20 protein-coding genes are annotated in these 21953 nt (G+C 72.7%); 10 read left to right on the top strand and 10 right to left on the bottom strand.

Translation table 11 applies throughout. The annotated features are described in order from the left end of the window. A complete protein-coding gene (gene deoC / locus BJ965_RS14255) occupies nt 1–963 on the bottom strand; it encodes a deoxyribose-phosphate aldolase (protein ID WP_184908987.1) in 963 nt (320 codons plus the stop codon). Nucleotides 964–1151: 188 nt separating this feature from the next. On the opposite strand from deoC, the gene BJ965_RS14250 reads away from it, so the two are divergent. After that, on the top strand, nt 1152–1856 hold the full coding sequence (locus BJ965_RS14250) for a PH domain-containing protein (protein ID WP_184908986.1): 705 nt from the start codon (nt 1152–1154) through the stop codon (nt 1854–1856). 223 nt (nt 1857–2079) lie between these two features. Then, a complete protein-coding gene (locus BJ965_RS14245; protein WP_184908985.1) occupies nt 2080–2439 on the top strand; it encodes a DUF6204 family protein in 360 nt (119 codons plus the stop codon). 69 nt (nt 2440–2508) lie between these two features. Here BJ965_RS14245 and BJ965_RS14240 read toward each other — a convergent pair whose 3' ends face one another. The 3 genes from BJ965_RS14240 to BJ965_RS14230 all read right to left on the bottom strand — a co-directional run bounded on the left by BJ965_RS14240 (nt 2509) and on the right by BJ965_RS14230 (nt 5900). Then, a complete protein-coding gene (locus tag BJ965_RS14240) occupies nt 2509–4176 on the bottom strand; it encodes a phospho-sugar mutase (RefSeq protein ID WP_184908984.1) in 1668 nt (555 codons plus the stop codon). 354 nt (nt 4177–4530) lie between these two features. Next, nucleotides 4531–5355, bottom strand: coding sequence for a purine-nucleoside phosphorylase (locus BJ965_RS14235; RefSeq protein WP_031110318.1), 825 nt, complete (start codon nt 5353–5355; stop codon nt 4531–4533). 107 nt (nt 5356–5462) lie between these two features. After that, nucleotides 5463–5900, bottom strand: a complete 438-nt coding sequence (locus BJ965_RS14230; protein ID WP_030842346.1) for a gamma-glutamylcyclotransferase — start codon at nt 5898–5900, stop codon at nt 5463–5465. A 97-nt stretch (nt 5901–5997) separates the two neighbouring features. On the opposite strand from BJ965_RS14230, the gene BJ965_RS14225 reads away from it, so the two are divergent. Continuing rightward, the gene (locus BJ965_RS14225) at nt 5998–7446 is read left to right on the top strand and encodes an NAD(P)H-quinone dehydrogenase (RefSeq protein WP_184908983.1); all 1449 of its coding nucleotides are present in this window, start codon (nt 5998–6000) and stop codon (nt 7444–7446) included. Between the two features lie 165 nt (nt 7447–7611). Further along, nucleotides 7612–8598, top strand: a complete 987-nt coding sequence (locus tag BJ965_RS14220) for a DeoR/GlpR family DNA-binding transcription regulator (RefSeq protein ID WP_184908982.1) — start codon at nt 7612–7614, stop codon at nt 8596–8598. Between the two features lie 1089 nt (nt 8599–9687). Here the strand turns inward: BJ965_RS14220 and BJ965_RS14215 are convergent. Continuing rightward, nucleotides 9688–11460: an acetyl/propionyl/methylcrotonyl-CoA carboxylase subunit alpha gene (locus BJ965_RS14215; protein WP_184908981.1), complete on the bottom strand. Its 1773-nt coding sequence runs from the start codon at nt 11458–11460 to the stop codon at nt 9688–9690. A 337-nt stretch (nt 11461–11797) separates the two neighbouring features. On the opposite strand from BJ965_RS14215, the gene BJ965_RS14210 reads away from it, so the two are divergent. Next, complete coding sequence (locus BJ965_RS14210; protein ID WP_184908980.1) at nt 11798–12274, top strand: hypothetical protein; 477 nt, start codon at nt 11798–11800, stop codon at nt 12272–12274. On the opposite strand, the gene BJ965_RS14205 is transcribed toward BJ965_RS14210, so the two are convergent. The 4 genes from BJ965_RS14205 to BJ965_RS14195 form a co-directional block, all read right to left on the bottom strand. After that, nucleotides 12243–12863: a Maf family protein gene (locus BJ965_RS14205; protein WP_184908979.1), complete on the bottom strand. Its 621-nt coding sequence runs from the start codon at nt 12861–12863 to the stop codon at nt 12243–12245. The genes BJ965_RS14210 and BJ965_RS14205 overlap by 32 nt on opposite strands. Nucleotides 12864–12895: 32 nt before the next feature. Then, on the bottom strand, nt 12896–13024 hold the full coding sequence (gene mmpB, locus BJ965_RS39925; RefSeq protein WP_107051621.1) for a morphogenic membrane protein MmpB: 129 nt from the start codon (nt 13022–13024) through the stop codon (nt 12896–12898). A 75-nt stretch (nt 13025–13099) separates the two neighbouring features. After that, nucleotides 13100–13309 (bottom strand): acyl-CoA carboxylase epsilon subunit, encoded by a 210-nt coding sequence (locus BJ965_RS14200; protein WP_184908978.1) that lies wholly within the window; start codon nt 13307–13309, stop codon nt 13100–13102. A gap of 25 nt (nt 13310–13334) precedes the next feature. Beyond that, nucleotides 13335–14939 carry an acyl-CoA carboxylase subunit beta gene (locus BJ965_RS14195; RefSeq protein ID WP_184908977.1) on the bottom strand — a complete coding sequence of 535 codons (1605 nt, stop codon included), beginning with the start codon at nt 14937–14939 and terminating at the stop codon, nt 13335–13337. A gap of 110 nt (nt 14940–15049) precedes the next feature. Here BJ965_RS14195 and BJ965_RS14190 point away from each other — a divergent pair, with 110 nt between their 5' ends. Then, the gene (locus tag BJ965_RS14190; RefSeq protein ID WP_184908976.1) at nt 15050–15916 is read left to right on the top strand and encodes a biotin--[acetyl-CoA-carboxylase] ligase; all 867 of its coding nucleotides are present in this window, start codon (nt 15050–15052) and stop codon (nt 15914–15916) included. 224 nt (nt 15917–16140) lie between these two features. Continuing rightward, nucleotides 16141–17247 (top strand): adenylate/guanylate cyclase domain-containing protein, encoded by a 1107-nt coding sequence (locus BJ965_RS14185; protein WP_142160202.1) that lies wholly within the window; start codon nt 16141–16143, stop codon nt 17245–17247. 24 nt (nt 17248–17271) lie between these two features. Here BJ965_RS14185 and BJ965_RS14180 read toward each other — a convergent pair whose 3' ends face one another. Beyond that, entirely contained in the window at nt 17272–17943 is a 672-nt protein-coding gene (locus BJ965_RS14180; RefSeq protein WP_184908975.1) for a hypothetical protein, read from the bottom strand. Nucleotides 17944–18176: 233 nt separating this feature from the next. Between BJ965_RS14180 and BJ965_RS14175 the strand changes: the two genes are divergently transcribed. From BJ965_RS14175 to hutH, 3 genes are all read left to right on the top strand, one after another. Continuing rightward, nucleotides 18177–18977 (top strand): enoyl-CoA hydratase/isomerase family protein, encoded by an 801-nt coding sequence (locus tag BJ965_RS14175; protein ID WP_184908974.1) that lies wholly within the window; start codon nt 18177–18179, stop codon nt 18975–18977. A gap of 109 nt (nt 18978–19086) precedes the next feature. Beyond that, a complete protein-coding gene (locus BJ965_RS14170) occupies nt 19087–20238 on the top strand; it encodes a GGDEF domain-containing protein (protein WP_184908973.1) in 1152 nt (383 codons plus the stop codon). Nucleotides 20239–20387: 149 nt separating this feature from the next. Beyond that, nucleotides 20388–21926, top strand: coding sequence for a histidine ammonia-lyase (hutH, locus tag BJ965_RS14165; protein WP_184917154.1), 1539 nt, complete (start codon nt 20388–20390; stop codon nt 21924–21926). Nucleotides 21927–21953: the final 27 nt, after the last annotated feature.

Genomic DNA, 21953 nt, shown 5'->3' with positions numbered 1-21953 from the left:
TCAGTCCACCGTCACGTAGTCGGGGCCGGAGTAGCGGCCGGTGGCCAGCTTCTGGCGCTGCATCAGCAGGTCGTTCAGCAGCGACGAGGCGCCGAAGCGGAACCAGTGGTTGTCCAGCCAGTCCTCGCCCGCGGTCTCGTTGACCAGCACGAGGAACTTGATGGCGTCCTTGGAGGTGCGGATGCCGCCCGCCGGCTTCACGCCGACCTGGATGCCGGTCTGGGCACGGAAGTCGCGGACCGCCTCCAGCATGAGCAGCGTGTTCGCCGGGGTGGCGTTGACGGCCACCTTGCCGGTGGAGGTCTTGATGAAGTCCGCCCCCGCCAGCATCCCGAGCCAGCTCGCGCGGCGGATGTTGTCGTACGTCGAGAGCTCGCCCGTCTCGAAGATGACCTTCAGACGCGCGGAGGTCCCGCAGGCCTCCCGCACGGCGGTGATCTCGTCGTACACCTTCAAGTATCGGCCCGACAGGAACGCTCCGCGGTCGATGACCATGTCGATCTCGTCGGCGCCGGCGGCGATGGCGTCGCGCACATCGGCCAGCTTGACGTCGAGCGCGGCGCGGCCGGCCGGGAACGCCGTGGCCACCGAGGCGACCTTCACGCCCGAGCCGGCGACGGCTTCCTTGGCCACGGCCACCATGTCGGGGTAGACGCAGACCGCCGCCGTGGCGGGCGTCGTACGGTCCGTCGGATCGGGCTTGACCGCCTTCGCGCCGAGCGCCCGGACCTTGCCCGGGGTGTCCGCGCCTTCCAGCGTCGTCAGGTCGACCATCGAGATCGCGAGGTCGATGGCGTACGCCTTCGCGGTCGTCTTGATCGAACGGGTGCCGAGGGAGGCCGCACGGCCCTCGAGTCCGACCGCGTCGACGCCGGGGAGCCCGTGGAGGAAGCGGCGCAGCGCGCTGTCGGACGAGGCGACGTCCTTGAGGGGGTGAGCTGCGGTGAGTGCAGAACTGGGCATGGTCACCAGACGAGCATATCTACGCGCGTAGCGGCTGTACAGTCCCCGGTTCTCTTCGACGGGGCCCCCGTGGTCCGGGGTGCTCTTCAGGGACCCGGGACGGTCTCCAGGGCGGGGTGGAGGTGTGGGGGCGGTCTTCGGGGAGGGGGCGGAGGTCCCGGGCGGGGCGGGTCCGGCAGAATCGAGACATGACGAGCCCCGAACCCCAGCCGCCGGCGCCGCAGCCTCAGGAGCCCGAGTCCAAGGACCGGGTCTACCGGTCGGTCCCGGCCATCGCCGGTGGCGTGCTGCTGCTCGCCATCACCGGGTGGCTCGGCATCGATGCGGTGATCTCCGGAGAGGGGCGCACGCCGTGGCTGGCGCTCGCCGTGCTGCTCCTCGTCGTGCCGCTGGTCGCCGCGTTCACGCTGCGGCCCGCCGTGTACGCCGGCGATGACCGGCTGCGCATCCGCAACCCCTTCCGCCTCGTCGTCGTGCCCTGGGCGCAGGTCGCCGCCCTGCGCTCCTCCTACTCGAACGAGGTCCTCACCCAGTCCGGTGCGAAGTACCAGCTGTGGGCCGTGCCCGTCTCGCTGCGCGCCCGCAAGAAGGCCGCGCGGCGCGAGATGCGGGCGACGGCGCAGGCGCGGCGGGGAACGGGGCGGGACGCGGGGCGCGGCAGCGCGCTCGGGATGCCGACGGGTCTGGACGGGGGCCTCGGCAGGGACTCCGTCTCCGAGGGGCCCGCGCGCGCCGAGACCGACCGGATCATGGACGAGCTGCGCGGGCTGTACGAGGCGCGGCACCAGACGGAGGCGGCGCGGGGCGAGGTCACCGTGCGGTGGGCCTACGAGGTGCTGGCGCCGGCGGTGGCGGGGACGGTGCTGGTGCTGATCCTCGTGGTGGTGGGCTGAGGGTTCGGCCGGGTTCGTCGAGGGCGGGCTGAAGGTTCGGCCGGGTTTGCCGGTGGTGGGCTGAGGGCTCGGCCGGCCGTGGGGCGAGGGGCTGACCGGGTTCTGGCGGTGGTGGTTGAGGGCCTGAGCCGTTCTGTCGGCCGGGCCTGTCAGGCTTCGGCGGCGCGTCCCGGGCTGGAAAAAGCGGTGGAGGGCGTGCGCCCCCCGCGCCTAGGTTCGGGGCATGAGCACCCGTACCTTCCGTGTCACCGTCCGGGGCGTCTTCGACGGACTGAGCGCCGAGCAGCGGGCCGGGCTGCTGGAGCGGGCCGCCGAGCACGACGTGCTGCGCGCCGCGTTCACGCCCGAGGGGAGCCTGACGTACGACGTGGCCGTGCGGCCCGCCTTCACCTTCCGCTTCCTCGACTCCGGGGAGGACGAGGAGGACATCCTGGAGGCGACCGAGCGGGCCGAGGAGTCGGCGCGGGCGTGGCTGGAGCAGCGCGGGTACGGATACAGGAATCTCCGGTCCACCGCCGAGGACCTCTCCCAGGCGCCGCTCGGCAAGCGGCAGCGGCGGGAGGCCGCCCGGAAGGGTTTCTGAGTCCTCGGCGGGGGGATCGGCCGGGCGATCTGCGGGGGAGGGGAGCGGCGGTGGTGCGGGGCACTGGCCTCAGATGCCCGCAGCCGTCGACAGGTCGCGCTTGATCGACTCCAGCAGCGCCGTCGCCTTCGCGCGGGCCGCCGGGAGGTCCTCGTGGGACCCGACCGGGATCACGACCTCCAGGTAGCACTTCAGCTTCGGCTCCGTGCCGCTCGGGCGGACGATCACCCGGGCGCCGTCGAGGGTGTAGCGCAGGCCGTCCGTGGGCGGGAGTCCGGCCGTGCCCTGGGTGAGGTCGTCCGTGCGGGTGATCGGCAGGCCGGCCAGCTCCGTCGGGGGCTGTTCGCGCAGGCGCCGCATCGCGGCGGCGATGAGGGAGAGGTCCTCGACGCGGACCGAGAGCTGGTCCGTCGCGTGCAGGCCGTGCTCCACCGCCAGGTCGTCCAGCAGGTCGAGGAGGGTGCGGCCCTCCTCCTTGAGCTGGGAGGCCAGTTCCGTGATCAGCAGCGCGGCCGTGATGCCGTCCTTGTCGCGCACGCCGTCGGGGTCCACGCAGTAGCCGAGGGCCTCCTCGTAGCCGTAGCGCAGGCCCTCGGCGCGGGCGATCCACTTGAAGCCGGTGAGGGTCTCGACGTGCGGGAGGCCCGCCTTCTCGGCGATACGGCCGAGAAGGGACGACGAGACGATCGACTCCGCGAACGTGCCGGTCGCTCCGCGGCGGACCAGGTGGGCGGCGAGCAGGGCGCCGACCTCGTCGCCGCGCAGCATGCGCCAGCCGGTGGCGTCGTTACCGTCCTGTACGGCGACGGCGCAGCGGTCCGCGTCCGGGTCGTTCGCGATGATCAGGTCCGGGGCGGCCTCGCCGGAGAGCGCGCGTGCCGTCGCGAAGGACAGGTCCATCGCGCCGGGCTCCTCCGGATTGGGGAACGCGACGGTCGGGAAATCAGGGTCGGGGTCGGCCTGCTCCGCGACGAGGACCGGTGCCGGGAAGCCGGCGCGGGCGAAGGCGGCCAGGAGGACGTCCTTGCCGACGCCGTGCATCGCCGTGTACACCGTGCGGGCCGTGCGGGGGGAACCCTCGGACAGGACGGCGTCCGTGCGGGCGAGGTAGGCGTCCAGGACGCTGTCGTCGAGGGTGTCCCAGCCTTCGGTGGGGCGCGGGACCGTGCTGAGGGACGGGACGGCGGCGATCTCCGCCGCGATGTCGATGTCCGCCGGGGGGACGATCTGGGATCCGTCGCCGAGGTAGACCTTGTAGCCGTTGTCGCGGGGCGGGTTGTGGCTGGCCGTGACCTCCACGCCGGCGACCGCGCCGAGGTGCCTTATCGCGAAGGCGAGCACGGGGGTCGGGAGGGGGCGGGGCAGGACGGCCGCGCGCAGGCCGGCGCCGGTCATGACGGCGGCGGTGTCCTGGGCGAAGTCGTGGGACTTGTGGCGGGCGTCGTAGCCGATGACGACGAGGCCGGCTTCCCCTTCCCCCTCGGGGACACCCTGCTTCTTGAGGTACGCGGCGAGGCCGGCGGCGGCGCGGATGACGACCGAGCGGTTCATGCGCATGGGGCCGGCGCCGAGTTCGCCGCGGAGGCCGGCGGTGCCGAACTGGAGGGTGCCGCTGAAACGGGCGGCGAGTTCGGTCTCGTCCTTGGCGTCGATGAGGCGGGCGAGCTCGGTGCGGGTGTCCGGGTCGGGGTCCTCGGTGAGCCACGCCTGGGCCTGTGCGATGAGTTCGTCGTGCACGGTCGGTGTCAGCCTCTCGCTTGTCGGTGATCGGTGCGGGTGCCTCCGGCGGTGGGGCGGGGGCTTGCCTTCACGCCGGTGGGGGTGCGCGTGCGCTTCGCCTTCGCGTGGCGTGTGGGTCGGGGCCGCGCCGGGGGGTGTCCGTCCTCGGAACGGCGCGATGGGGTCGGACGCCGACTGACTGTTCGTTGACGCGCCGACCGCTGCGGGCGGACACCCCCCGAAACGGCCCCTTCTCGCCGTACGCGGGTGCGGGAGCGCCGTGGCTTCCGCCCCCGCTGTGGGCATGCGTGCCGCAGTGGAGCGCAGCGGCGCCCCGCGCACCCCGCCTGAGCAGCGATGCCGGGTGGTGGCCTACAGGCGGCCCAGGACCTGCGCGAGCAGGGAGCCCATGCGGGTCGCGGAGTCGCGGCCGGCCTGGAGGACCTCCTCGTGGTTCAGGGGCTCGCCCGTCATGCCCGCGGCGAGGTTGGTGACGAGGGAGATGCCCAGGACCTCGGCGCCCGCCTCGCGCGCGGCGATCGCCTCGAGGACCGTCGACATGCCCACCAGGTCCGCACCGATGACCCGGGCCATACGGATCTCGGCCGGAGTCTCGTAGTGCGGGCCGGGGAACTGGGCGTAGACACCCTCCTCCAGCGTGGCGTCGACCTCCTTGCACAGGGCCCGCAGGCGCGGGGAGTACAGGTCGGTGAGGTCGACGAAGTTCGCGCCGATGATGGGGGAGGTGGCGGTGAGGTTGATGTGGTCGCTGATGAGGACCGGCTGGCCGGGGCGCATGCCCTCGCGCAGGCCGCCGCAGCCGTTGGTGAGGACGACCGTCTTGCAGCCGGCCGAGACCGCGGTGCGGACGCCGTGGGCGACCGCGGCCACCCCGCGACCCTCGTAGTAGTGCGTACGGCCCAGGAAGACCAGGGCGCGCTTGTTGCCGATCCGGTACGAGCGGATCTTGCCTCCGTGGCCCTCCACCGCCGGCGGCGGGAAACCGGGGAGCTCGGTGACCTGGAACTCGGCCTCGGGGGCGCCCAGCGCGTCCACGGCCGGGGCCCAGCCGGAGCCCATCACGAGGGCGACGTCGTGGGTCTCGGCGCCCGTCAGTTCGCGCAGGCGGGCCGCGGCGGCGTCGGCGGCCGCGTGGGGGTCGCCCTGGATGTCGTCCGGAAGAAGAGATGCGTTCACGCCGAAGAGGGTAGCCGCTGTTTGCCTACGCGCGTAGATGGCAGAGCTCACGGGGTGGCGATCGTTGTCTTGTCGTTTCCGACGAAGGGGTCTCGCGCGGGCTGCCGTCAGCAGGGGCGCTTGCGCAGCTCCATCACGTAGTCGTGAGGGGCCCCGGCCGACTCGGCCGCGTCGGCGATCTCGCCCAGGTAGCGGGCGGAGGGCAGGCCGCCCTCGTACGCGTTGAGGGCGAAGGCCCAGGCGGAGTCCTCGCCCTCCAGGGTGTGGACCCGTACGCGCGTACGGCGGTAGATGTCGAGGCCCACGCCCTCCCAGCGGTCGAGGGACTCCTCGTCCATCGGGGCGATGTCGTAGAGGGAGACGAAGACCTGGGAGAGCGGGTCCTCCACGATGGTCGGCAGTGCGCCCTCCCAGCCCATGTGCTCGCCGCCGAAGGTCAGCCGGTACCCGTTCAGCCAGCCGGTGGCGCGCAGCGGCGAGTGCGGGGCGCGGCGGGACATCAGCCGCGCGTCGAGGTTGCCGGCGTACGCGGCGTAGAGCGACATGGGGGAAGGGTACGGCAGACGGCCCCGGCGTCACTGTCGTAACAACAGGCGCATCCCCGGGGCCCCGGGGCGGTGGCACGCCGAGCGGTGCGGGACAATGGAGTACGTGACTCGGATCGTGATCATCGGTGGCGGACCCGGCGGATACGAAGCGGCCCTGGTGGCCGCTCAACTCGGCGCGGAGGTGACCGTCGTCGACTGCGACGGTCTGGGCGGGGCGTCGGTGCTCACCGACTGCGTGCCGTCGAAGACCTTGATCGCCACGGCCGAGGTGATGACCACCTTCGACTCCTCGTACGAGGAGCTGGGGATCATCGTCGCCGACGACACCCCGCACATCGAGCAGGCCGCCCGGGTGGTGGGTGTGGACCTGGGCAAGGTCAACCGGCGTGTGAAGCGCCTCGCGCTCGCCCAGTCGCACGACATCACCGCCTCCGTGACCCGTGCCGGGGCGCGTGTCATGCGCGGGCGCGGGCGGCTGGAGGGCATGCAGGCGCTCGATGGGTCGCGCAAGGTCGTGGTGCGCACCGCCGACGGGAGTGAAGAGACCCTGACGGCTGACGCCGTGCTCATCGCCACCGGCGGGCACCCCCGTGAGCTGGCCGACGCCCAGCCGGACGGTGAGCGGATCCTGAACTGGACGCAGGTGTACGACCTCGACGAGCTGCCCGAGGAGCTCATCGTGGTCGGATCCGGTGTGACCGGTGCCGAGTTCGCCGGTGCCTACCAGGCGCTCGGGTCGAGGGTGACGCTCGTGTCGTCGCGCGACCGCGTGCTGCCGGGCGAGGACCCGGACGCGGCCGCCGTGCTGGAGGACGTCTTCCGGCGGCGCGGCATGAACGTCATGGGGCGTTCCCGGGCTCAGTCCGCCAAGCGGGTCGGGGACCGGGTCGAGGTCACCCTCGCCGACGGGCGGGTCATCACCGGCTCGCACTGCCTCATGGCCGTCGGTGCCGTGCCCAACAGTGCGGGCATGGGTCTCGAGGACGCCGGCGTCCGGCTGCGCGAGTCCGGCCACATCTGGACCGACAAGGTCTCGCGTACGACCGCTCCGGGCGTGTACGCCGCCGGTGACGTGACCGGCGTGTTCGCCCTCGCCTCCGTGGCCGCCATGCAGGGCCGCATCGCCATGTACCACTTCCTGGGCGACGCCGTGGCCCCGCTGAACCTCAAGACGGTCTCGTCGAACGTCTTCACCGACCCGGAGATCGCCACCGTCGGCTACACCCAGGCCGACGTCGACGGCGGGAAGATCGACGCCCGGTCCGTGAAGCTGCCGCTGCTGCGCAACCCGCGCGCGAAGATGCAGGGCATCCGCGACGGCTTCGTCAAGATCTTCTGCCGCCCGGGCACGGGCATCGTGGTGGGCGGTGTCGTCGTCGCGCCGCGGGCCTCGGAACTGATCCACCCCATCTCGATCGCGGTCGACAACAATCTGACAGTCGAACAGATCGCGAACGCCTTCACCGTCTATCCCTCGCTGTCGGGCTCGATCGCCGAGGTGGCACGACAGTTGCACACCCGCAAGGAGAACGGCGACGGCTGAGGCCGAAACCGACTCCTCCCTGGTCACGGGGAGTGTTCGACCATTCGTACGGCATAGTCGGTGCGACTAGGCCCTATACCACTTCCCGCTGCTCGGTGCGAACATCTTCTGCTATTCAGCGCAAACTGCTGAAAGCAGACGGTCGCTGGCGTTACTGTCAGTTTCGTGTTCGCTGCAGAACGTCGCCAATTGATCCTCGAAATGGTGCGAGCGAACGGGGCCGTGTCGCTCCGTGAGCTCGCCCGCGTCGTCCAGACCTCCGAAGTGACCGTACGGCGGGACGTGCGCGCGCTGGAGGCAGAAGGACTCCTCGACCGCCGACACGGCGGTGCGGTACTGCCGGGCGGTTTCACGCGAGAGTCCGGCTTTCCGCAGAAGTCTCATCTCGCGACCGCCGAGAAGACCGCCATCGCCGACCTCGCCGCGAATCTCGTGGAAGAGGGGGAGGCGATCGTGGTCGGGGCGGGTACGACGACCCAGGAGCTGGCCCGCCGGCTCGCCCGGGTGCCCGGGCTCACCGTCGTCACCAACTCGCTGCTGGTGGCCCAGGCGTTGGCCCATGCCAACCGGGTCGAAGTGGTGATGACCGGCGGTACGCTCCGCGGTTCGAACTACGCCCTGGTCGGCAGTGGTGCGGAGCAGTCCCTGCACGGGCTGCGGGTGTCGCGGGCGTTCCTGTCCGGGAGCGGGTTGACCGCCGAGCGCGGGCTGTCCACGTCCAACATGCTGTCGGCGTCCGTCGACCGGGCGTTGGTGCAGGCGGCCGCGGAGGTCGTGGTCCTCGCCGACCACACCAAACTCGGCACCGACACGATGTTCCAGACCGTGCCGACGGATCTCATCACGCGCCTCGTCACGGACGAGCCGCCGGCGCATGACGACCGTGCCGCCACGGAGTTGCAGGCGCTCGCCGACCAGGGTGTGCAGATCGCCGTCGCCGGGGGGCAGGGGGGTTCCGCCGGAGCGGGGGCGGGGGGCCCGGGGGGCGATGCCGTTCCGGTGCGCCAGCAGCGCCGGGATGTGCCGTTGCCCGGGCCTCGGCGGCAGGGGCCGGGGGCTGGGGGGCAGTTGAGGTCTGCCTCCGCCTCGATGCTGGGTGAGCAGGGGCCTGGGGCGGAGCGGGCCCGGGTGGCTGATCTGCGGCGTCGTTGACGTCGGGACTTCCACCGGCGGAGAGCCTGCCGCTGTCTCCGCACCCGGCGTTGTCGCTGGGGCCGGGTGGGTCCGCAGCCCGGCGCAGCGGGGTGCCGCTGCGCCCACCCGTGCCGCCCTTGGCGGCACGCATGCCCGCAGCGGGGGCGGCCGGCAGCCAGGCGGGGAGGGGGCCCGCGGCTGAGGCAGCCGCGGTGCGCATGCGGTGCGCGTGAGGTGCGAAGTTCACGGGGGCGGCTCGCGGTTCGGGGGCCCTCGACTAGGGCGGCCGCCATGGGCATGCGGCGCGGAGTGAAACGGGTCCGCGGCCTCAGGCCCGTGACGGGTGAGTCACGACGTGCCCGCAGCCACAGGCCTGCGATGGCTGGGTGAGCCAGGACGCATCCGCGGCCGAAGGCCTGCGATGGAGGGGCCGGTCACCGACGCTCCCGCGGTCATTGGGTGTGGCGCTGGGCGGGACGGCCCCGCAGTCGTCGCCCCGCGGCGCCCGGGAGAGCCGCGACGGGCCCGCAGTCATAGGGCGGCGGCCTGCGACGGCTGGGCGGGTCACCGATGTTCCCGCGGTCAATAGGGTGTGAGGCTGGGTGCGAGGGGCCCGCAGTCATTGTCCCGCGGCGCCGGGGAGAGCTCCGACGGCCCGCAGTCATAGGGCGGCGGCCTGCGACGGCTGGGCGGGTCACCGATGTTCCCGCGGTCATTGAGCGTGGCGCTGGGCGCGAGGGGCCCGCAGTCGTCGCCCCGCGGCGCCCGGGAGGGCTACGACGGCCCGCAGTCACAGGGCGGTCTGCGGCGCTCGGGAGGGCTATGGCCGGCAGTCATAGGGCGGGCGGTCTGCGGCGCTCGGGAGGGCTATGGCCCGCAGTCATAGGGCGGGCGGTCTGCGACGGCTGCTGGGCGAGTCCACGACGCTCCCGCAGCCGCCGGACGACGCAAGGGGTCGTGTCGGGGGGTGTCCGCCCGCAGCGGTTGGCGCGTCAACGGGGAGTCAGTCGGTGTGGCACCCCATCGCGCCGTTCCGAGGACGGACACCCCCCGGCGCGGCCCCGACCCGGGGCCGCGCCGTAGGCGTGCCGTGCCTCGTGCGGCGCGTCAGTCCTTGATCTCGCAGATCGCCGCGCCCGACGTCACCGACGCACCGATCTCCGCGCTCAGGCCCTTGATCGTGCCCGACCGGTGCGCGTTGAGGGGCTGCTCCATCTTCATGGCCTCCAGGACGACGACCAGGTCGCCCTCCTTGACCTCCTGGCCCTCCTCGACGGCCACCTTGACGATGGTGCCCTGCATCGGGGACGCGAGGGTGTCGCCGGAGGCGACGGGGCCCGACTTCTTCGCCGCGCGGCGCTTCGGCTTGGCGCCCGCCGCGAGGCCCGTGCGCGCCAGGGACATGCCCAGCGACGACGGCAGGGAGACCTCGAGACGCTTGCCGCCGACCTCGACGACGACCGTCTCGCGGCCCGGCTCCTCGTCCGCGTCCGCATCGGCCGGCGCGGCGAACGGCTTGATCTCGTTGACGAACTCCGTCTCGATCCAGCGCGTGTGCACCGTGAACGGGTCCGACGAGTCCGTGAGCTCGGGCGCGAACGCCGGGTCCTTCACCACCGCACGGTGGAACGGGATGGCGGTGGCCATGCCCTCGACCTGGAACTCCTCCAGCGCACGGGCGGCCCGCTGCAGCGCCTCCTTGCGCGTACGGCCGGTGACGATCAGCTTGGCCAGCAGGGAGTCCCACGCCGGGCCGATGACCGAGCCGGACTCCACGCCCGCGTCCAGACGGACACCCGGGCCGGACGGCGGGGCGAACGTCGTGACCGTGCCGGGAGCCGGGAGGAAGTTGCGGCCCGGGTCCTCGCCGTTGATACGGAACTCGAAGGAGTGACCGCGCAGCTCCGGGTCGCCGTAGCCGAGCTCCTCGCCGTCGGCGATGCGGAACATCTCGCGCACGAGGTCGATGCCGGCGACCTCCTCGGTGACCGGGTGCTCCACCTGCAGACGGGTGTTGACCTCCAGGAAGGAGATCGTGCCGTCGAGGCCGACGAGGAACTCGACCGTGCCGGCGCCGACGTAGCCGGCTTCCTTCAGGATCGCCTTGGAGGCGGAGTACAGCTCCTCCATCTGCGCGTCGGACAGGAAGGGGGCCGGGGCCTCCTCCACCAGCTTCTGGTGGCGACGCTGCAGAGAACAGTCACGGGTCGACACGACGACCACGTTGCCGTGCTGGTCGGCCAGGCACTGGGTCTCCACGTGCCGCGGCTTGTCCAGGTACCGCTCGACGAAGCACTCGCCCCGGCCGAACGCGGCGACGGCCTCACGGACCGCCGAGTCGTACAGCTCCGGCACCTCTTCGAGGGTGCGGGCGACCTTCAGACCACGACCGCCACCACCGAACGCGGCCTTGATCGCGATCGGCAGACCGTGCTCCTCGGCGAACGCGACGACCTCGTCGGCACCGGACACCGGGTCGGGCGTACCGGCCACCAGCGGGGCACCGGCGCGCTGCGCGATGTGCCGGGCGGCGACCTTGTCGCCGAGGTCGCGGATCGCCTGCGGCGGCGGGCCGATCCAGATCAGGCCCGCGTCCAGGACCGCCTGCGCGAACTCGGCGTTCTCGGAGAGGAAGCCGTATCCGGGGTGGATGGCGTCCGCGCCGGACTCGCGGGCGGCGTTGAGCACCTTCTCGATGTCGAGGTAGCTGGTGCCCGGCGTGTCACCGCCCAGGGCGAACGCCTCATCCGCGGCGCGGACATGCAGAGCGTCCCGGTCCGGGTCGGCGTAGACGGCCACGCTCGCGATACCGGCATCCCGGCAGGCCCGGGCCACGCGGACAGCGATTTCGCCACGGTTGGCGATGAGCACCTTGCGCACGATTGAGGCTCCCTCCTTGAAACAAGCCGAGTTTAGGGACTGCCGACACGACACTTCGACCCGTCCCCAGTGGTGAGCTTGCCCACACGGAGCGTGATGCGAGGCTCGCTCGACCCGCGACATCCCTTGTCGCACCGCGGTACGCAGTACTCCTCCGGGAAACCCTAGCCCTCTCCTGTGGCCAAGGTCTCTGTCATCACGTGCTGCGGGCCACTCTGTTTCTTTGTGGAGTCCCTACGAATGGCCCAATGATTCTTTGCCCGCTGCCGGACCCTTGTCCCCCGGTTTACCGGTTAGTAGCGTTCGCGGTGTCTTCGGAGGGAAGAGGGTGGGCCCGGTGATACGCAGGCCGGTGGCGTGGGTCGTGGCGGTGGTGCTGCTCGCCGAGGCGTTCGGTCTCGCGGCGCTCAACTGGTTCCTGGGCGTCGTCGTCGACCGGCAGGACATGTCGCTGGCCGGGCTCGACCCGCACATGATGTCGGTGTCGTCGAAGATCGGCGGGATCGTCTTCGGTCTCTACTTCGCCCTGTGCTCCCTGGTCGCCCTGCTGGTGGCGCTGCGGGACCGGCCCCCGGCGGGCTTTGGGCGCGTGCTGCTGATCAGCGCGGCCGTCGTGCACGGGCTGCTGGGCGCCTTCACCTGGGGCCTCGTCGGCTGGCCCGCGTTCCTGTTCATGGTGCTGGTCCTCGCGCTGATCGTGCTGCTGCTGATGACGTACGACCCCCCGGCCGAGCCCGCCGACGCCGCGCCCGAGGGCGGCAAGGGCGGCGACGGGTCTCCGGTCATTTCTCCGCCGGCGCCCACAACTCCGTGATGCCCACGCCCAGTTCGGCGAGGAGCCGGCGCAGGAGGGGCAGGCTGATGCCGATCACGTTGCCGTGGTCGCCGTCGATGCCGTCGATGAACGGGGCGGAGCGGCCGTCCAGGGTGAACGCCCCGGCGACGTAGAGGGGTTCGCCGGAGGCGACGTAGGCGGCGATCTCCTCGTCGGTGGGCTCGCCGAAGTGGACGACCGTCGAGGCGGTGGCGGAGACGTAGCGGCCGGTGAGCGTGTCGTAGACGCAGTGGCCGGTCTGGAGGGTGCCGGCCCGGCCGCGCATCGACTTCCAGCGGGCGGTGGCCTCCTCGGCGTCCGCGGGCTTGCCGAGGGCCCGGCCGTCCAGGTCCAGCACCGAGTCGCAGCCGATCACGAGCGCGCCCTTGACCTCCGGCCGGGCCGCCACGACGGAGGCCTTCGCCTCGGCCAGGGCGAGCGCCAACTCGGCGGGGGTGGGAGCGGTGACGGCGTCCTCGTCGACGCCGCTCACGATCACCTCGGGGGTGAGGCCGGCCTGGCGGAGCAGACCGAGCCGGGCGGGGGACTGGGAGGCGAGGACGAGTCGCCTGCGGTGCGGAGCAGTCATGCGGTCAGGTTAGTCACCCGGACGGGCCCGGCTCACCTGACTCCGATCACGATCATCGCGACCACCATGGCCAGGGCCAGGAGAACGCTCAGCCGCCGCAGCATGTCCTGCATGTCGCGCAGTTCTTCGGGCGGCTCGTTCTCGGGGTCGGACCACAGCATGCCTTCCATGGTCGGCCGGGGGGTGGGCCGGCGCCTGAGTACGCGTACTCAACTTGCCGAACCCACCCCCGCGCATCACCCCGGCCAGTAGGTCCGGCCCCACGCCGCGGGCCCCGGCTGGGGCAGGCGGTGGGCCGCGATGCGGGACGGGTCGGACCAGGAATCGCGGGACGCCGGCGCGCCGGGCGGGGCGGCTGCCGCCGCCGCGGCGCGCGCCCTGACCACCGCCAGGGCGGCGGCCAGCTCCTCCGGGGTCGGGTTGCCCCGTACGACCTTGATCGTCATGTGGGCCTCCTGGGCTCGCTGCGGGCTAGAGGGGGATGTTGCCGTGCTTCTTCGGAGGCAGGGATTCCCGCTTCGTACGCAGCTGACGCAGACCCCGTACGACGTGCCGGCGGGTCTCGGACGGCAGGATCACGGCGTCGACGTAACCGCGCTCGGCCGCGACGTAGGGGTTGAGGAGGGCGTCCTCGTACTCCTGGATCAGCCGCGCCCGGACCGCCTCCAGTTCCTCGCCGTTCGCCTCGGCCTCCGCGATCGTGCGGCGGTGCAGGATGTTGACCGCGCCCTGGGCGCCCATGACGGCGATCTGGGCGGTGGGCCAGGCGAGGTTGAGGTCGGCGCCCAGGTGCTTGGAGCCCATGACGTCGTAGGCGCCGCCGAAGGCCTTGCGCGTGATGATCGTGATGAGCGGGACGGTCGCCTCGGCGTAGGCGTAGATCAGCTTGGCGCCGCGGCGGATGATGCCGTCGTGCTCCTGGTCGACGCCGGGCAGGAAGCCGGGCACGTCGACGAAGGTGAGGACGGGGACGTTGAAGGCGTCGCAGGTCCGCACGAAGCGCGCGGCCTTCTCGCTGGCCTTGATGTCCAGGCAGCCGGCGAGCTGCGTCGGCTGGTTGGCGACGATGCCGACCGGGTGGCCCTCGACCCGGCCGAAGCCGGTCACGATGTTCGGCGCGTACAGCGGCTGCGTCTCGAGGAACTCGGCGTCGTCCAGGACGTGTTCGATCACCGCGTGCATGTCGTACGGCTGGTTCGCGCTGTCCGGGACGATCACGTCCAGCTCGCGGTCCTCGTCGTTGACCTCGAGGTCGGCCTCCTCGGGGAAGGCCGGCGCCTCGGAGAGGTTGTTGGACGGCAGGTACGACAGCAGCTGCTTGATGTACTCGATGGCGTCCTTCTCGTCGCCCGCCATGTGGTGGGCGACTCCGGAGGTCGCGTTGTGGGTCCGGGCGCCGCCGAGCTCCTCGAAGCCGACGTCCTCGCCGGTGACGGTCTTGATGACGTCGGGGCCGGTGATGAACATGTGCGAGGTCTGGTCGACCATGACCGTGAAGTCGGTGATGGCCGGGGAGTAGACCGCGCCCCCCGCGCAGGGCCCGACGACCAGGCTGATCTGCGGGATGACGCCGGAGGCGTGGGTGTTGCGGCGGAAGATCTCGCCGTACGCGCCGAGCGACGCCACACCCTCCTGGATGCGGGCGCCACCGGAGTCGTTGATCCCGATGACCGGGCAGCCGGTCTTCAGGGCGAAGTCCATGACCTTGACGATCTTCTGGCCGTAGACCTCGCCGAGGGCGCCGCCGAAGACGGTGAAGTCCTGCGAGAACACGGCGACCGGGCGGCCGTCGACGGTGCCGTACCCGGTGACGACCCCGTCGCCGTACGGGCGGTTCTTGTCGAGGCCGAAGTTGGTGGAGCGGTGCCGGGCGAACTCGTCGAGTTCGACGAAGGAGCCCTCGTCGAGGAGGAGCTCGATGCGCTCACGGGCCGTCAGTTTGCCCTTGGCGTGCTGCTTCTCGACGGCACGAGCGGAGCCGGCGTGTGTCGCTTCCTCGATGCGTCGCTTCAGATCCGCGAGCTTGCCCGCGGTCGTGTGAATGTCGGGCTGCTGCTGCTCTTCCGGCTCGGACATCGGGATGCGGCTCCCTGCCTGCTCAAAAGGGGGGACGGTTACTCATCCGTAGAGTAGTGGGGTGCCTCCACATCGGCAGTGCGGCGTTTGCCACACCTAGGGTGGCTTGCATGACGCCGCGAGATGCATCAGAGCCGAACGGAAGCCGGTGGTCGGACCTGGACCGCCCGCCCCTGAACGTCACCGCCCTGCGCCGGGGCCTGTTGCGGCAGGGAGGGCTGTGGTCGGAGGTGGACGTGGTGCAGCGCACCGGCTCCACGAACTCCGATCTGGTGGCCCGGGCGGCGAAGGGCGAGGTGACCGAGGGTGCGGTGCTGGTCGCCGAGGAGCAGACGGCGGGCCGCGGCCGGCTCGACCGCCGGTGGACGGCGCCGCCCCGCTCCGGCCTCTTCTTCTCCGTCCTGCTCGCACCGAGCGAGGTGCCGGTGGCCCGGTGGGGCTGGCTGCCGCTGCTCACGGGGGTCGCGGTGGCGACGGGGCTGTCACGGGCGGCGGGCGTGGACACGGCCCTGAAGTGGCCGAACGACCTGCTGGTCACGGTCGGGGGAGCGGAACGCAAGGCCGGCGGGATCCTGGCCGAGCGGGCCGGTGACGACGGGGTCGTCATCGGGGTCGGCATCAACGTCTCCCTGAAGGACGACGAGCTGCCCGTGCCGACGGCGGGGTCGCTGGGGCTGGCCGGGGCGGTGAGCACGGACCGGGACCCGCTGCTGCGGGGGATGCTGCGCTCGCTGGAGGACTGGTACGGCAAGTGGCGTGACGCTGGGGGTGACGCGGCCGCGTGCGGGTTGCAGGAGGCATATGCGGCGGGGTGCGCGACGCTCGGGCGTGTGGTGCGGGCGGAGCTGCCAGGGGATCGGTCGGTCGTGGGGGAGGCCGTGGCTCTGGACGGAGACGGGCGGTTGGTGCTGGCGACGGAGGCGGGGGTGCAGGAGCCGGTCGGGGCCGGGGACATCGTGCACCTGAGGCCGGCGTGAGCTGGGACCGGGTGGGTCCGACCCGGCGGAGCGGGGTGCCGCTGCGCCCACCCTCCCCCAAGTTCTCGGCTCCGCTCGAGCAGGGGGGACCCCCATCGCCCTCGGTGGCACGCATGCCCGCAGCGACGGCCCCGGCTGAACCTGACGGAGTGAGCTGGCGCACACCTGCCGTAGAGTTGAGGCCGGTCGATACATGACCGTGACAGATCGGAAGGGCAACACGCGTGACCGTCGACGACTCGGGTTCCGGCGAGGACGCGCAGGGCGCCGACTCCGGCGAGGATCCGCTCGCCCTGCGCCTCGAAGGGCTCATCCTGGGCGCCGAGCGCCGCTACACCCCGTTTCAGGCGGCCCGTAGCGCCGGTGTCTCCATGGAACTGGCCTCCCGCTTCTGGCGGGCCATGGGCTTTGCCGACATCGGCCAGGCCAAGGCCCTCACGGAGGCCGACGTCCTCGCCCTGCGGCGTCTCGCCGGTCTGGTCGAGGCGGGGCTGCTGAGCGAGGCGATGGCCGTACAGGTGGCCCGGTCGACCGGGCAGACCACCGCACGGCTCGCCGAGTGGCAGATCGACTCCTTCCTGGAGGGGCTGACCGAGCCGCCCGAGCCGGGCATGACCCGCACCGAGGTCACGTATCCGATCGTCGAGCTGCTCCTGCCCGAGCTGGAGGAGTTCCTGGTCTACGTCTGGCGCCGGCAGCTCGCCGCCTCGGCCGGGCGGGTCGTGCAGGCGGCCGACGACGAGGAGATGGTCGACCGGCGCCTCGCCGTCGGCTTCGCCGACCTGGTCGGGTTCACGCGGCTGACCCGCCGCATGGAGGAGGAGGAGCTCGGCGAGCTCGTCGAGGCCTTCGAGACCACGGCCGCCGATCTGGTGGCCGCGAACGGCGGGCGCCTGATCAAGACCCTCGGTGACGAGGTGCTCTACGCCGCCGACGACGCGGGCACGGCCGCCGAGATCGCCCTGCGGCTGATCGAGACCATGGCGCACGACGAGACGATGCCGGAGCTGCGCGTCGGCATGGCGTTCGGCACGGTGACCACCCGAATGGGTGATGTGTTCGGTACGACCGTGAACCTGGCCTCCCGGCTCACCTCGATAGCTCCGAAGGACGCCGTGCTCGTCGACACCGCCTTCGCCGAGGAGCTGATCCGCACGCAGGACGCTCCGGCCTCGGAGGCGGAGGCGGCCGAGGAGGCCGCGGCGGCGGAGAAGGAGGGCGAGGAGCCCCCGGTGTACCGGTTCGGGCTGCAGCCGATGTGGCAGCGGCCGGTGCGTGGCCTGGGTGTCGTGGAGCCGTGGCTGCTCACGCGGCGGGACGGGGCGCCGTAGCCGCTCGTCGGTCATCGGCGGCTGTCAGCGGCTGCCCACCGGCGAGTCCACGCACAGGCCGATCACCGGCACGCACAGGCCCGGGTCGTGCGGCTTCTTCTGCTCCTCGGGCCGGGGCGCCGGTGTGGTGCGGCTCGGTGGTGCGGGCGGGGGCGGAGCGGGGCGCGGGGCGTCGCCGCCCCCCGAGGCCGTGGGCGCCGGGGCGGGGGTGTTCAGCGTGTCGGGGATGGTCGTGGACGCCGGACCGGCGGCCGTGGCGGCCGCCGGGGTTCCGGTCGTGGCGGAGGGGGACGGCCGCGCGCCCTTGGTGACCGGCGACGGGGGCAGGCCGCCCAGGGCCGTGGGTGACGAGGGGCTCGCGTCGGGGGCTGCCGGGAAGGTCGCGGCGGTCCGGGTGGCGTCGTCCGTGGCGGTGGTGACCGGGTCCGGGCGGGGCCCGGCCTCGACGTTGCCGGCGTCGGTGCCGGGGCCGGAGGCCAGACGCAGCAGGCTCAGGGCGCCTGCGGCGACGGCGAGGCCGCCGGCGGCGAGCAGCACCTTGCGGGGGCGGGGCTTGCGGTGGCGGCCCCGGGCGCGGGGGTGGAAGGGAGCGGCCTCGGCCGGGCCCGGCTCGTGGGGCGCGGGCGGCTCACGCCGGAGGGGGGCCGTGGCGGCCCTGATGTCCTCTCGCGGCTTCGCCGTCGTGTGCGTCGTCATCACGGTCCTCCCCGAAACGGTCCCTCCCCGATGCACTCGCGCCCCCTGCGCGCCGTGGAGGACGCACGCTATGCGCTCCCTTGGGCGGTTGGGTCGGAGTTGGGGTGATGTCACTCGAACGGGTGGGCGGGGGGTGGTGGAGGGAACCGGACCCGTCGGCTCTTTCGCGGGTGGGGCGCGGCTGCGATGATCTGAGCGTCGACCTTGTTAACCCGCGTTAACCGGAGGGTGTCATGAGTGAGGAACGGTTCGGGGAGTTCGTGCTGGTGCGGCGGCATGAGCAGGGGCATGTCGCGGAGCTCGTCCTCGACCGGCCCAAGGCCATGAACGCCGTGTCGACGGAGATGGCCCGGTCCGTCGCCGGGGCGTGTGCGGCGCTGGGGGAGGACCGGGACGTCCGGGTGGTCGTGCTGACCTCGACGCACGAGCGGGCCTTTTGCGTCGGGGCCGATCTGAAGGAGCGGAACTCCTTCAGTGACGCGGATCTGCTGCGGCAGCGGCCGGTGACGCGCGGGGCGTACACCGGGGTGCTGGAACTGCCGGTGCCGACGGTGGCGGCGGTGCACGGGTTCGCGCTCGGGGGCGGGTTCGAGCTGGCGCTGGCCTGCGACGTGATCGTGGCGGACCGGACGGCGGTCGTGGGACTGCCGGAGGTGTCGGTCGGGGTGATCCCCGGGGGCGGGGGCACGCAGCTGCTGCCGCGGCGGGTCGGGGCGGCCCGGGCGGCCGAGCTGATCTTCTCCGCGCGGCGGGTGGAGGCCGTGGAGGCCCGCGAGTTGGGGCTGGTCGATCAGCTGGTGGAGGACGGGCGTGACCGGGAGGAGGCGTTGGCGCTGGCGGGGCGGATCGCCGCGAACTCCCCGGTCGGGCTGCGGGCCGCGAAGCGGGCGCTACGGCTCGGGCAGGGGCTGGATCTGCGGGCCGGACTGGAGGTCGAGGACGCGGCCTGGCGGACCACGGCGTTCTCGGGGGACCGCGCGGAGGGTGTCGCGGCCTTCAACGAGCGGCGCACGCCGCGGTGGCCGGGGGAGTAGCGGCCGAGCGGACCCTGGTGACAGCACGGAGCGGACCCCGGTGACAACAGTCGCCCCCGTTCGCGTCGTAAACAGGTCAGTCTGGCTGGAAACTCCCTAGCCTGGAGTGATGGGTGAGGACAGACGGCTGACGGCCGTCGTCGCGTTGGCTCAGGGGATGGCGGCCGCGCACGGGTCGCGTGAGGCGTGGCGTGCCGCGGCCACCGGGGCGTGCCGTGCGCTGGGTGGGAGTTTCGCCGCGCTGTCGGTCTGGGAGCGCGAGCTCGGGCGGCTGAGGGTCCTCGTCAACGTCGGCGAGCTGGCCGAGGGCGAGGAGGAGTTCCCCGAGGACGAGGCCTACCCGGTGCACCAGTTCGCGGAGATCACCGAGTTCCTGCACGAGCAGTGGGCCGGAGGCGGGGAGCCCGACGCGTGGGTGGAGACCGCCGAGGGGCCCGCCGCCGGCCGGGAGCCCGGGTACTGCCATCAGCGGGTCGCCGCTCTGCGCCGCCGGGGCCGCGGCTGCTGCGTCGTCGCGCCCATCGTGCTGGACGGGCGGGCCTGGGGCGAGCTGTATGTCGCCCGCCCGGCCGGTGAGGCCGTCTTCGGGCGCGGCGACGCCGACTTCGCCACGGTCCTGGCCTCCGTCGTGGCCGCCGGCATCGCCCAGACCGAGCGGCTGGAGGAGGCCCGGCGGCTCGCCTTCACCGACTCCCTCACCGGGCTGGCGAACCGCCGCGCCGTGGACGTGCGCCTGGAGCGGGCGATCGAGCGGCACCGCCGGGACGACACCGCCGTGAGTCTCGTCGTCTGCGATCTGAACGGGCTGAAGCGGGTCAACGACACCCATGGGCACGCCGCCGGGGACCGGCTCCTGGAGCGCTTCGGGTCGGTGTTGTCGCTCTGCGGCGCCATGCTGCCGGGGGCGCTGGCCGCGCGGCTCGGCGGGGACGAGTTCTGTCTGCTCGCGGTCGGGCCGCCCGCCGACCAGGTCGTGAAGGCGGCCGGTGAACTGTGCCGCAGGGCCTCCGAGTTGGAGCTCGGGGACGGGGTGGCCTGCGGGGTCGCGTCCACCGAGGACCCGATCGGGCCGGTGCGCTCCGCCCGGCGGCTGTTCCGGCTCGCCGACGCCGCCCAGTACCGGGCCAAGGCCGAGCGGGCGGTGAAGCCGGTGGTGGCGGGGCGGGCCGGTCCCGACGATCCCGTCGTGCGGCTCGCGGACGAGCCGTCCCAGGACGAGGGCGGAGAGCGCCGGCGGTTCCGCGGGCGGCACGCGCCCTGACCCCGGCCGGGTGGTGTGACCCCGGCGAGGCGGTGGGACCGGGACCGGGGGTGGGACCGTGACCGGGATGTGACGCATTCGGTAAGGGGTGAACGCCGCCCCCAGTGGTGACATCATCGAATTCACTGCGTACGCTCCTGAATATGGATATGCACACTGTGGTGGTGGGGACGTCCGGGGTGACCGCGTCCGACGTGCTCGCCGTGGCGCGCGGCGGCGCCCGCGTCGAGCTCTCCGAGGAGGCCGTGGCCGCCCTCGCCGCGGCCCGCGAGATCGTGGAAGCGCTGGCGGCCAAGCCGGACCCCGTGTACGGCGTGAGCACCGGCTTCGGCGCCCTGGCGACCCGGCACATCAGCCCGGAGCTGCGCGCACAGCTCCAGCGCAACATCGTCCGCTCGCACGCCGCCGGGATGGGCCCGGCCGTGGAGCGGGAAGTCGTCCGCGCGCTGATGTTCCTGCGGCTGAAGACCGTCTGCTCCGGGCGCACCGGCGTCCGGCCCGAGGTCGCGCAGACCATGGCCGACCTCCTCAACGCCCAGATCACCCCCGTCGTGCACGAGTACGGCTCCCTCGGCTGCTCCGGCGACCTCGCGCCGCTGTCCCACTGCGCGCTGGCGCTCATGGGCGAGGGCGACGCCGAGGGCCCCGACGGTGTCGTGCGCCCGGCCGCGGAACTCCTCGCCGCGCACGGCATCCAGCCGGTCGAACTGCGCGAGAAGGAGGGCCTGGCCCTCCTCAACGGCACCGACGGCATGCTCGGCATGCTGGTGATGGCCCTGGCCGACCTGGAGACGCTCTACCGGTCCGCCGACGTCACCGCCGCCCTGTCCCTGGAGGGCCTGCTCGGCACCGACAAGGTCCTCGCACCCGAACTGCACGCCATCCGGCCCCACCCGGGGCAGGCAGCCAGCGCCGCCAACATGCTGGCCGTGCTGAAGGGCTCGGGCCTGACCGGGCACCACCAGGACGACGCCCCGCGCGTCCAGGACGCCTACTCGGTGCGCTGCGCCCCGCAGGTCGCCGGCGCCGGGCGCGACACCATGACCCACGCCCGGCTGGTCGCCGACCGCGAGCTGGCGGCCGCCGTGGACAACCCCGTCGTCCTGCCCGACGGGCGCGTGGAGTCCAACGGCAACTTCCACGGCGCGCCCGTGGCCTACGTCCTGGACTTCCTCGCCATCGCCGCCGCCGACCTCGGCTCCATCGCGGAGCGGCGCACCGACCGGCTGCTCGACAAGAACCGCAGCCACGGCCTGCCGCCGTTCCTCGCCGACGACGCCGGTGTGGACTCGGGCCTGATGATCGCTCAGTACACGCAGGCCGCGCTGGTGAGCGAGCTGAAGCGGCTCGCCGTACCGGCGTCCGCCGACTCGATCCCGTCCTCCGCCATGCAGGAGGACCATGTCTCGATGGGCTGGTCGGCGGCGCGCAAGCTGCGCACGGCCGTCGACAACCTCACCCGTGTGATCGCCATCGAGCTCTACGCCGCCACGCGCGCGGTGGAGTTGCGTGAGGGGCTCACCCCGGCGCCGGCGTCGCAGGCGGTCATCGAGGCCGTACGCGAGGCGGGAGTCCAGGGGCCCGGTCCGGACCGGTTCCTCGCGCCCGACCTCGCCGCGGCGGACGCGTTCGTGCGCGACGGGCGGCTGCTGGCGGCGGTCGAGAAGGTCACCGGGCCGCTCCAGTAGGGCGACAGGGGCTCCGTCGGCCGGCGG

It is taken from the genome of Streptomyces luteogriseus, assembly GCF_014205055.1.
In the GTDB taxonomy this organism is placed as follows: domain Bacteria; phylum Actinomycetota; class Actinomycetes; order Streptomycetales; family Streptomycetaceae; genus Streptomyces; species Streptomyces luteogriseus.
Note: the sequence above shows the minus strand (reverse complement) of the source record. Positions and strands in the feature narration are given on the sequence as shown.

What these genes read in the sequence shown, in the direction of transcription:
- BJ965_RS14170 (WP_184908973.1), top strand. Translation starts at nt 19,087, where the DNA reads ATGGGTGAGGACAGACGGCTGACGGCCGTCGTCGCGTTGGCTCAGGGG.
- deoC (WP_184908987.1), bottom strand. Translation starts at nt 963, where the DNA reads ATGCCCAGTTCTGCACTCACCGCAGCTCACCCCCTCAAGGACGTCGCC.
- BJ965_RS14250 (WP_184908986.1), top strand. Translation starts at nt 1,152, where the DNA reads ATGACGAGCCCCGAACCCCAGCCGCCGGCGCCGCAGCCTCAGGAGCCC.
- BJ965_RS14200 (WP_184908978.1), bottom strand. Translation starts at nt 13,309, where the DNA reads ATGACGATCAAGGTCGTACGGGGCAACCCGACCCCGGAGGAGCTGGCC.
- BJ965_RS14245 (WP_184908985.1), top strand. Translation starts at nt 2,080, where the DNA reads ATGAGCACCCGTACCTTCCGTGTCACCGTCCGGGGCGTCTTCGACGGA.
- BJ965_RS14230 (WP_030842346.1), bottom strand. Translation starts at nt 5,900, where the DNA reads ATGTCGCTCTACGCCGCGTACGCCGGCAACCTCGACGCGCGGCTGATG.
- BJ965_RS14225 (WP_184908983.1), top strand. Translation starts at nt 5,998, where the DNA reads ATGGAGTACGTGACTCGGATCGTGATCATCGGTGGCGGACCCGGCGGA.
- BJ965_RS14180 (WP_184908975.1), bottom strand. Translation starts at nt 17,943, where the DNA reads ATGACGACGCACACGACGGCGAAGCCGCGAGAGGACATCAGGGCCGCC.
- BJ965_RS14190 (WP_184908976.1), top strand. Translation starts at nt 15,050, where the DNA reads ATGACGCCGCGAGATGCATCAGAGCCGAACGGAAGCCGGTGGTCGGAC.
- BJ965_RS14205 (WP_184908979.1), bottom strand. Translation starts at nt 12,863, where the DNA reads ATGACTGCTCCGCACCGCAGGCGACTCGTCCTCGCCTCCCAGTCCCCC.
- BJ965_RS14175 (WP_184908974.1), top strand. Translation starts at nt 18,177, where the DNA reads ATGAGTGAGGAACGGTTCGGGGAGTTCGTGCTGGTGCGGCGGCATGAG.
- mmpB (WP_107051621.1), bottom strand. Translation starts at nt 13,024, where the DNA reads ATGCTGTGGTCCGACCCCGAGAACGAGCCGCCCGAAGAACTGCGCGAC.
- hutH (WP_184917154.1), top strand. Translation starts at nt 20,388, where the DNA reads ATGCACACTGTGGTGGTGGGGACGTCCGGGGTGACCGCGTCCGACGTG.
- BJ965_RS14195 (WP_184908977.1), bottom strand. Translation starts at nt 14,939, where the DNA reads ATGTCCGAGCCGGAAGAGCAGCAGCAGCCCGACATTCACACGACCGCG.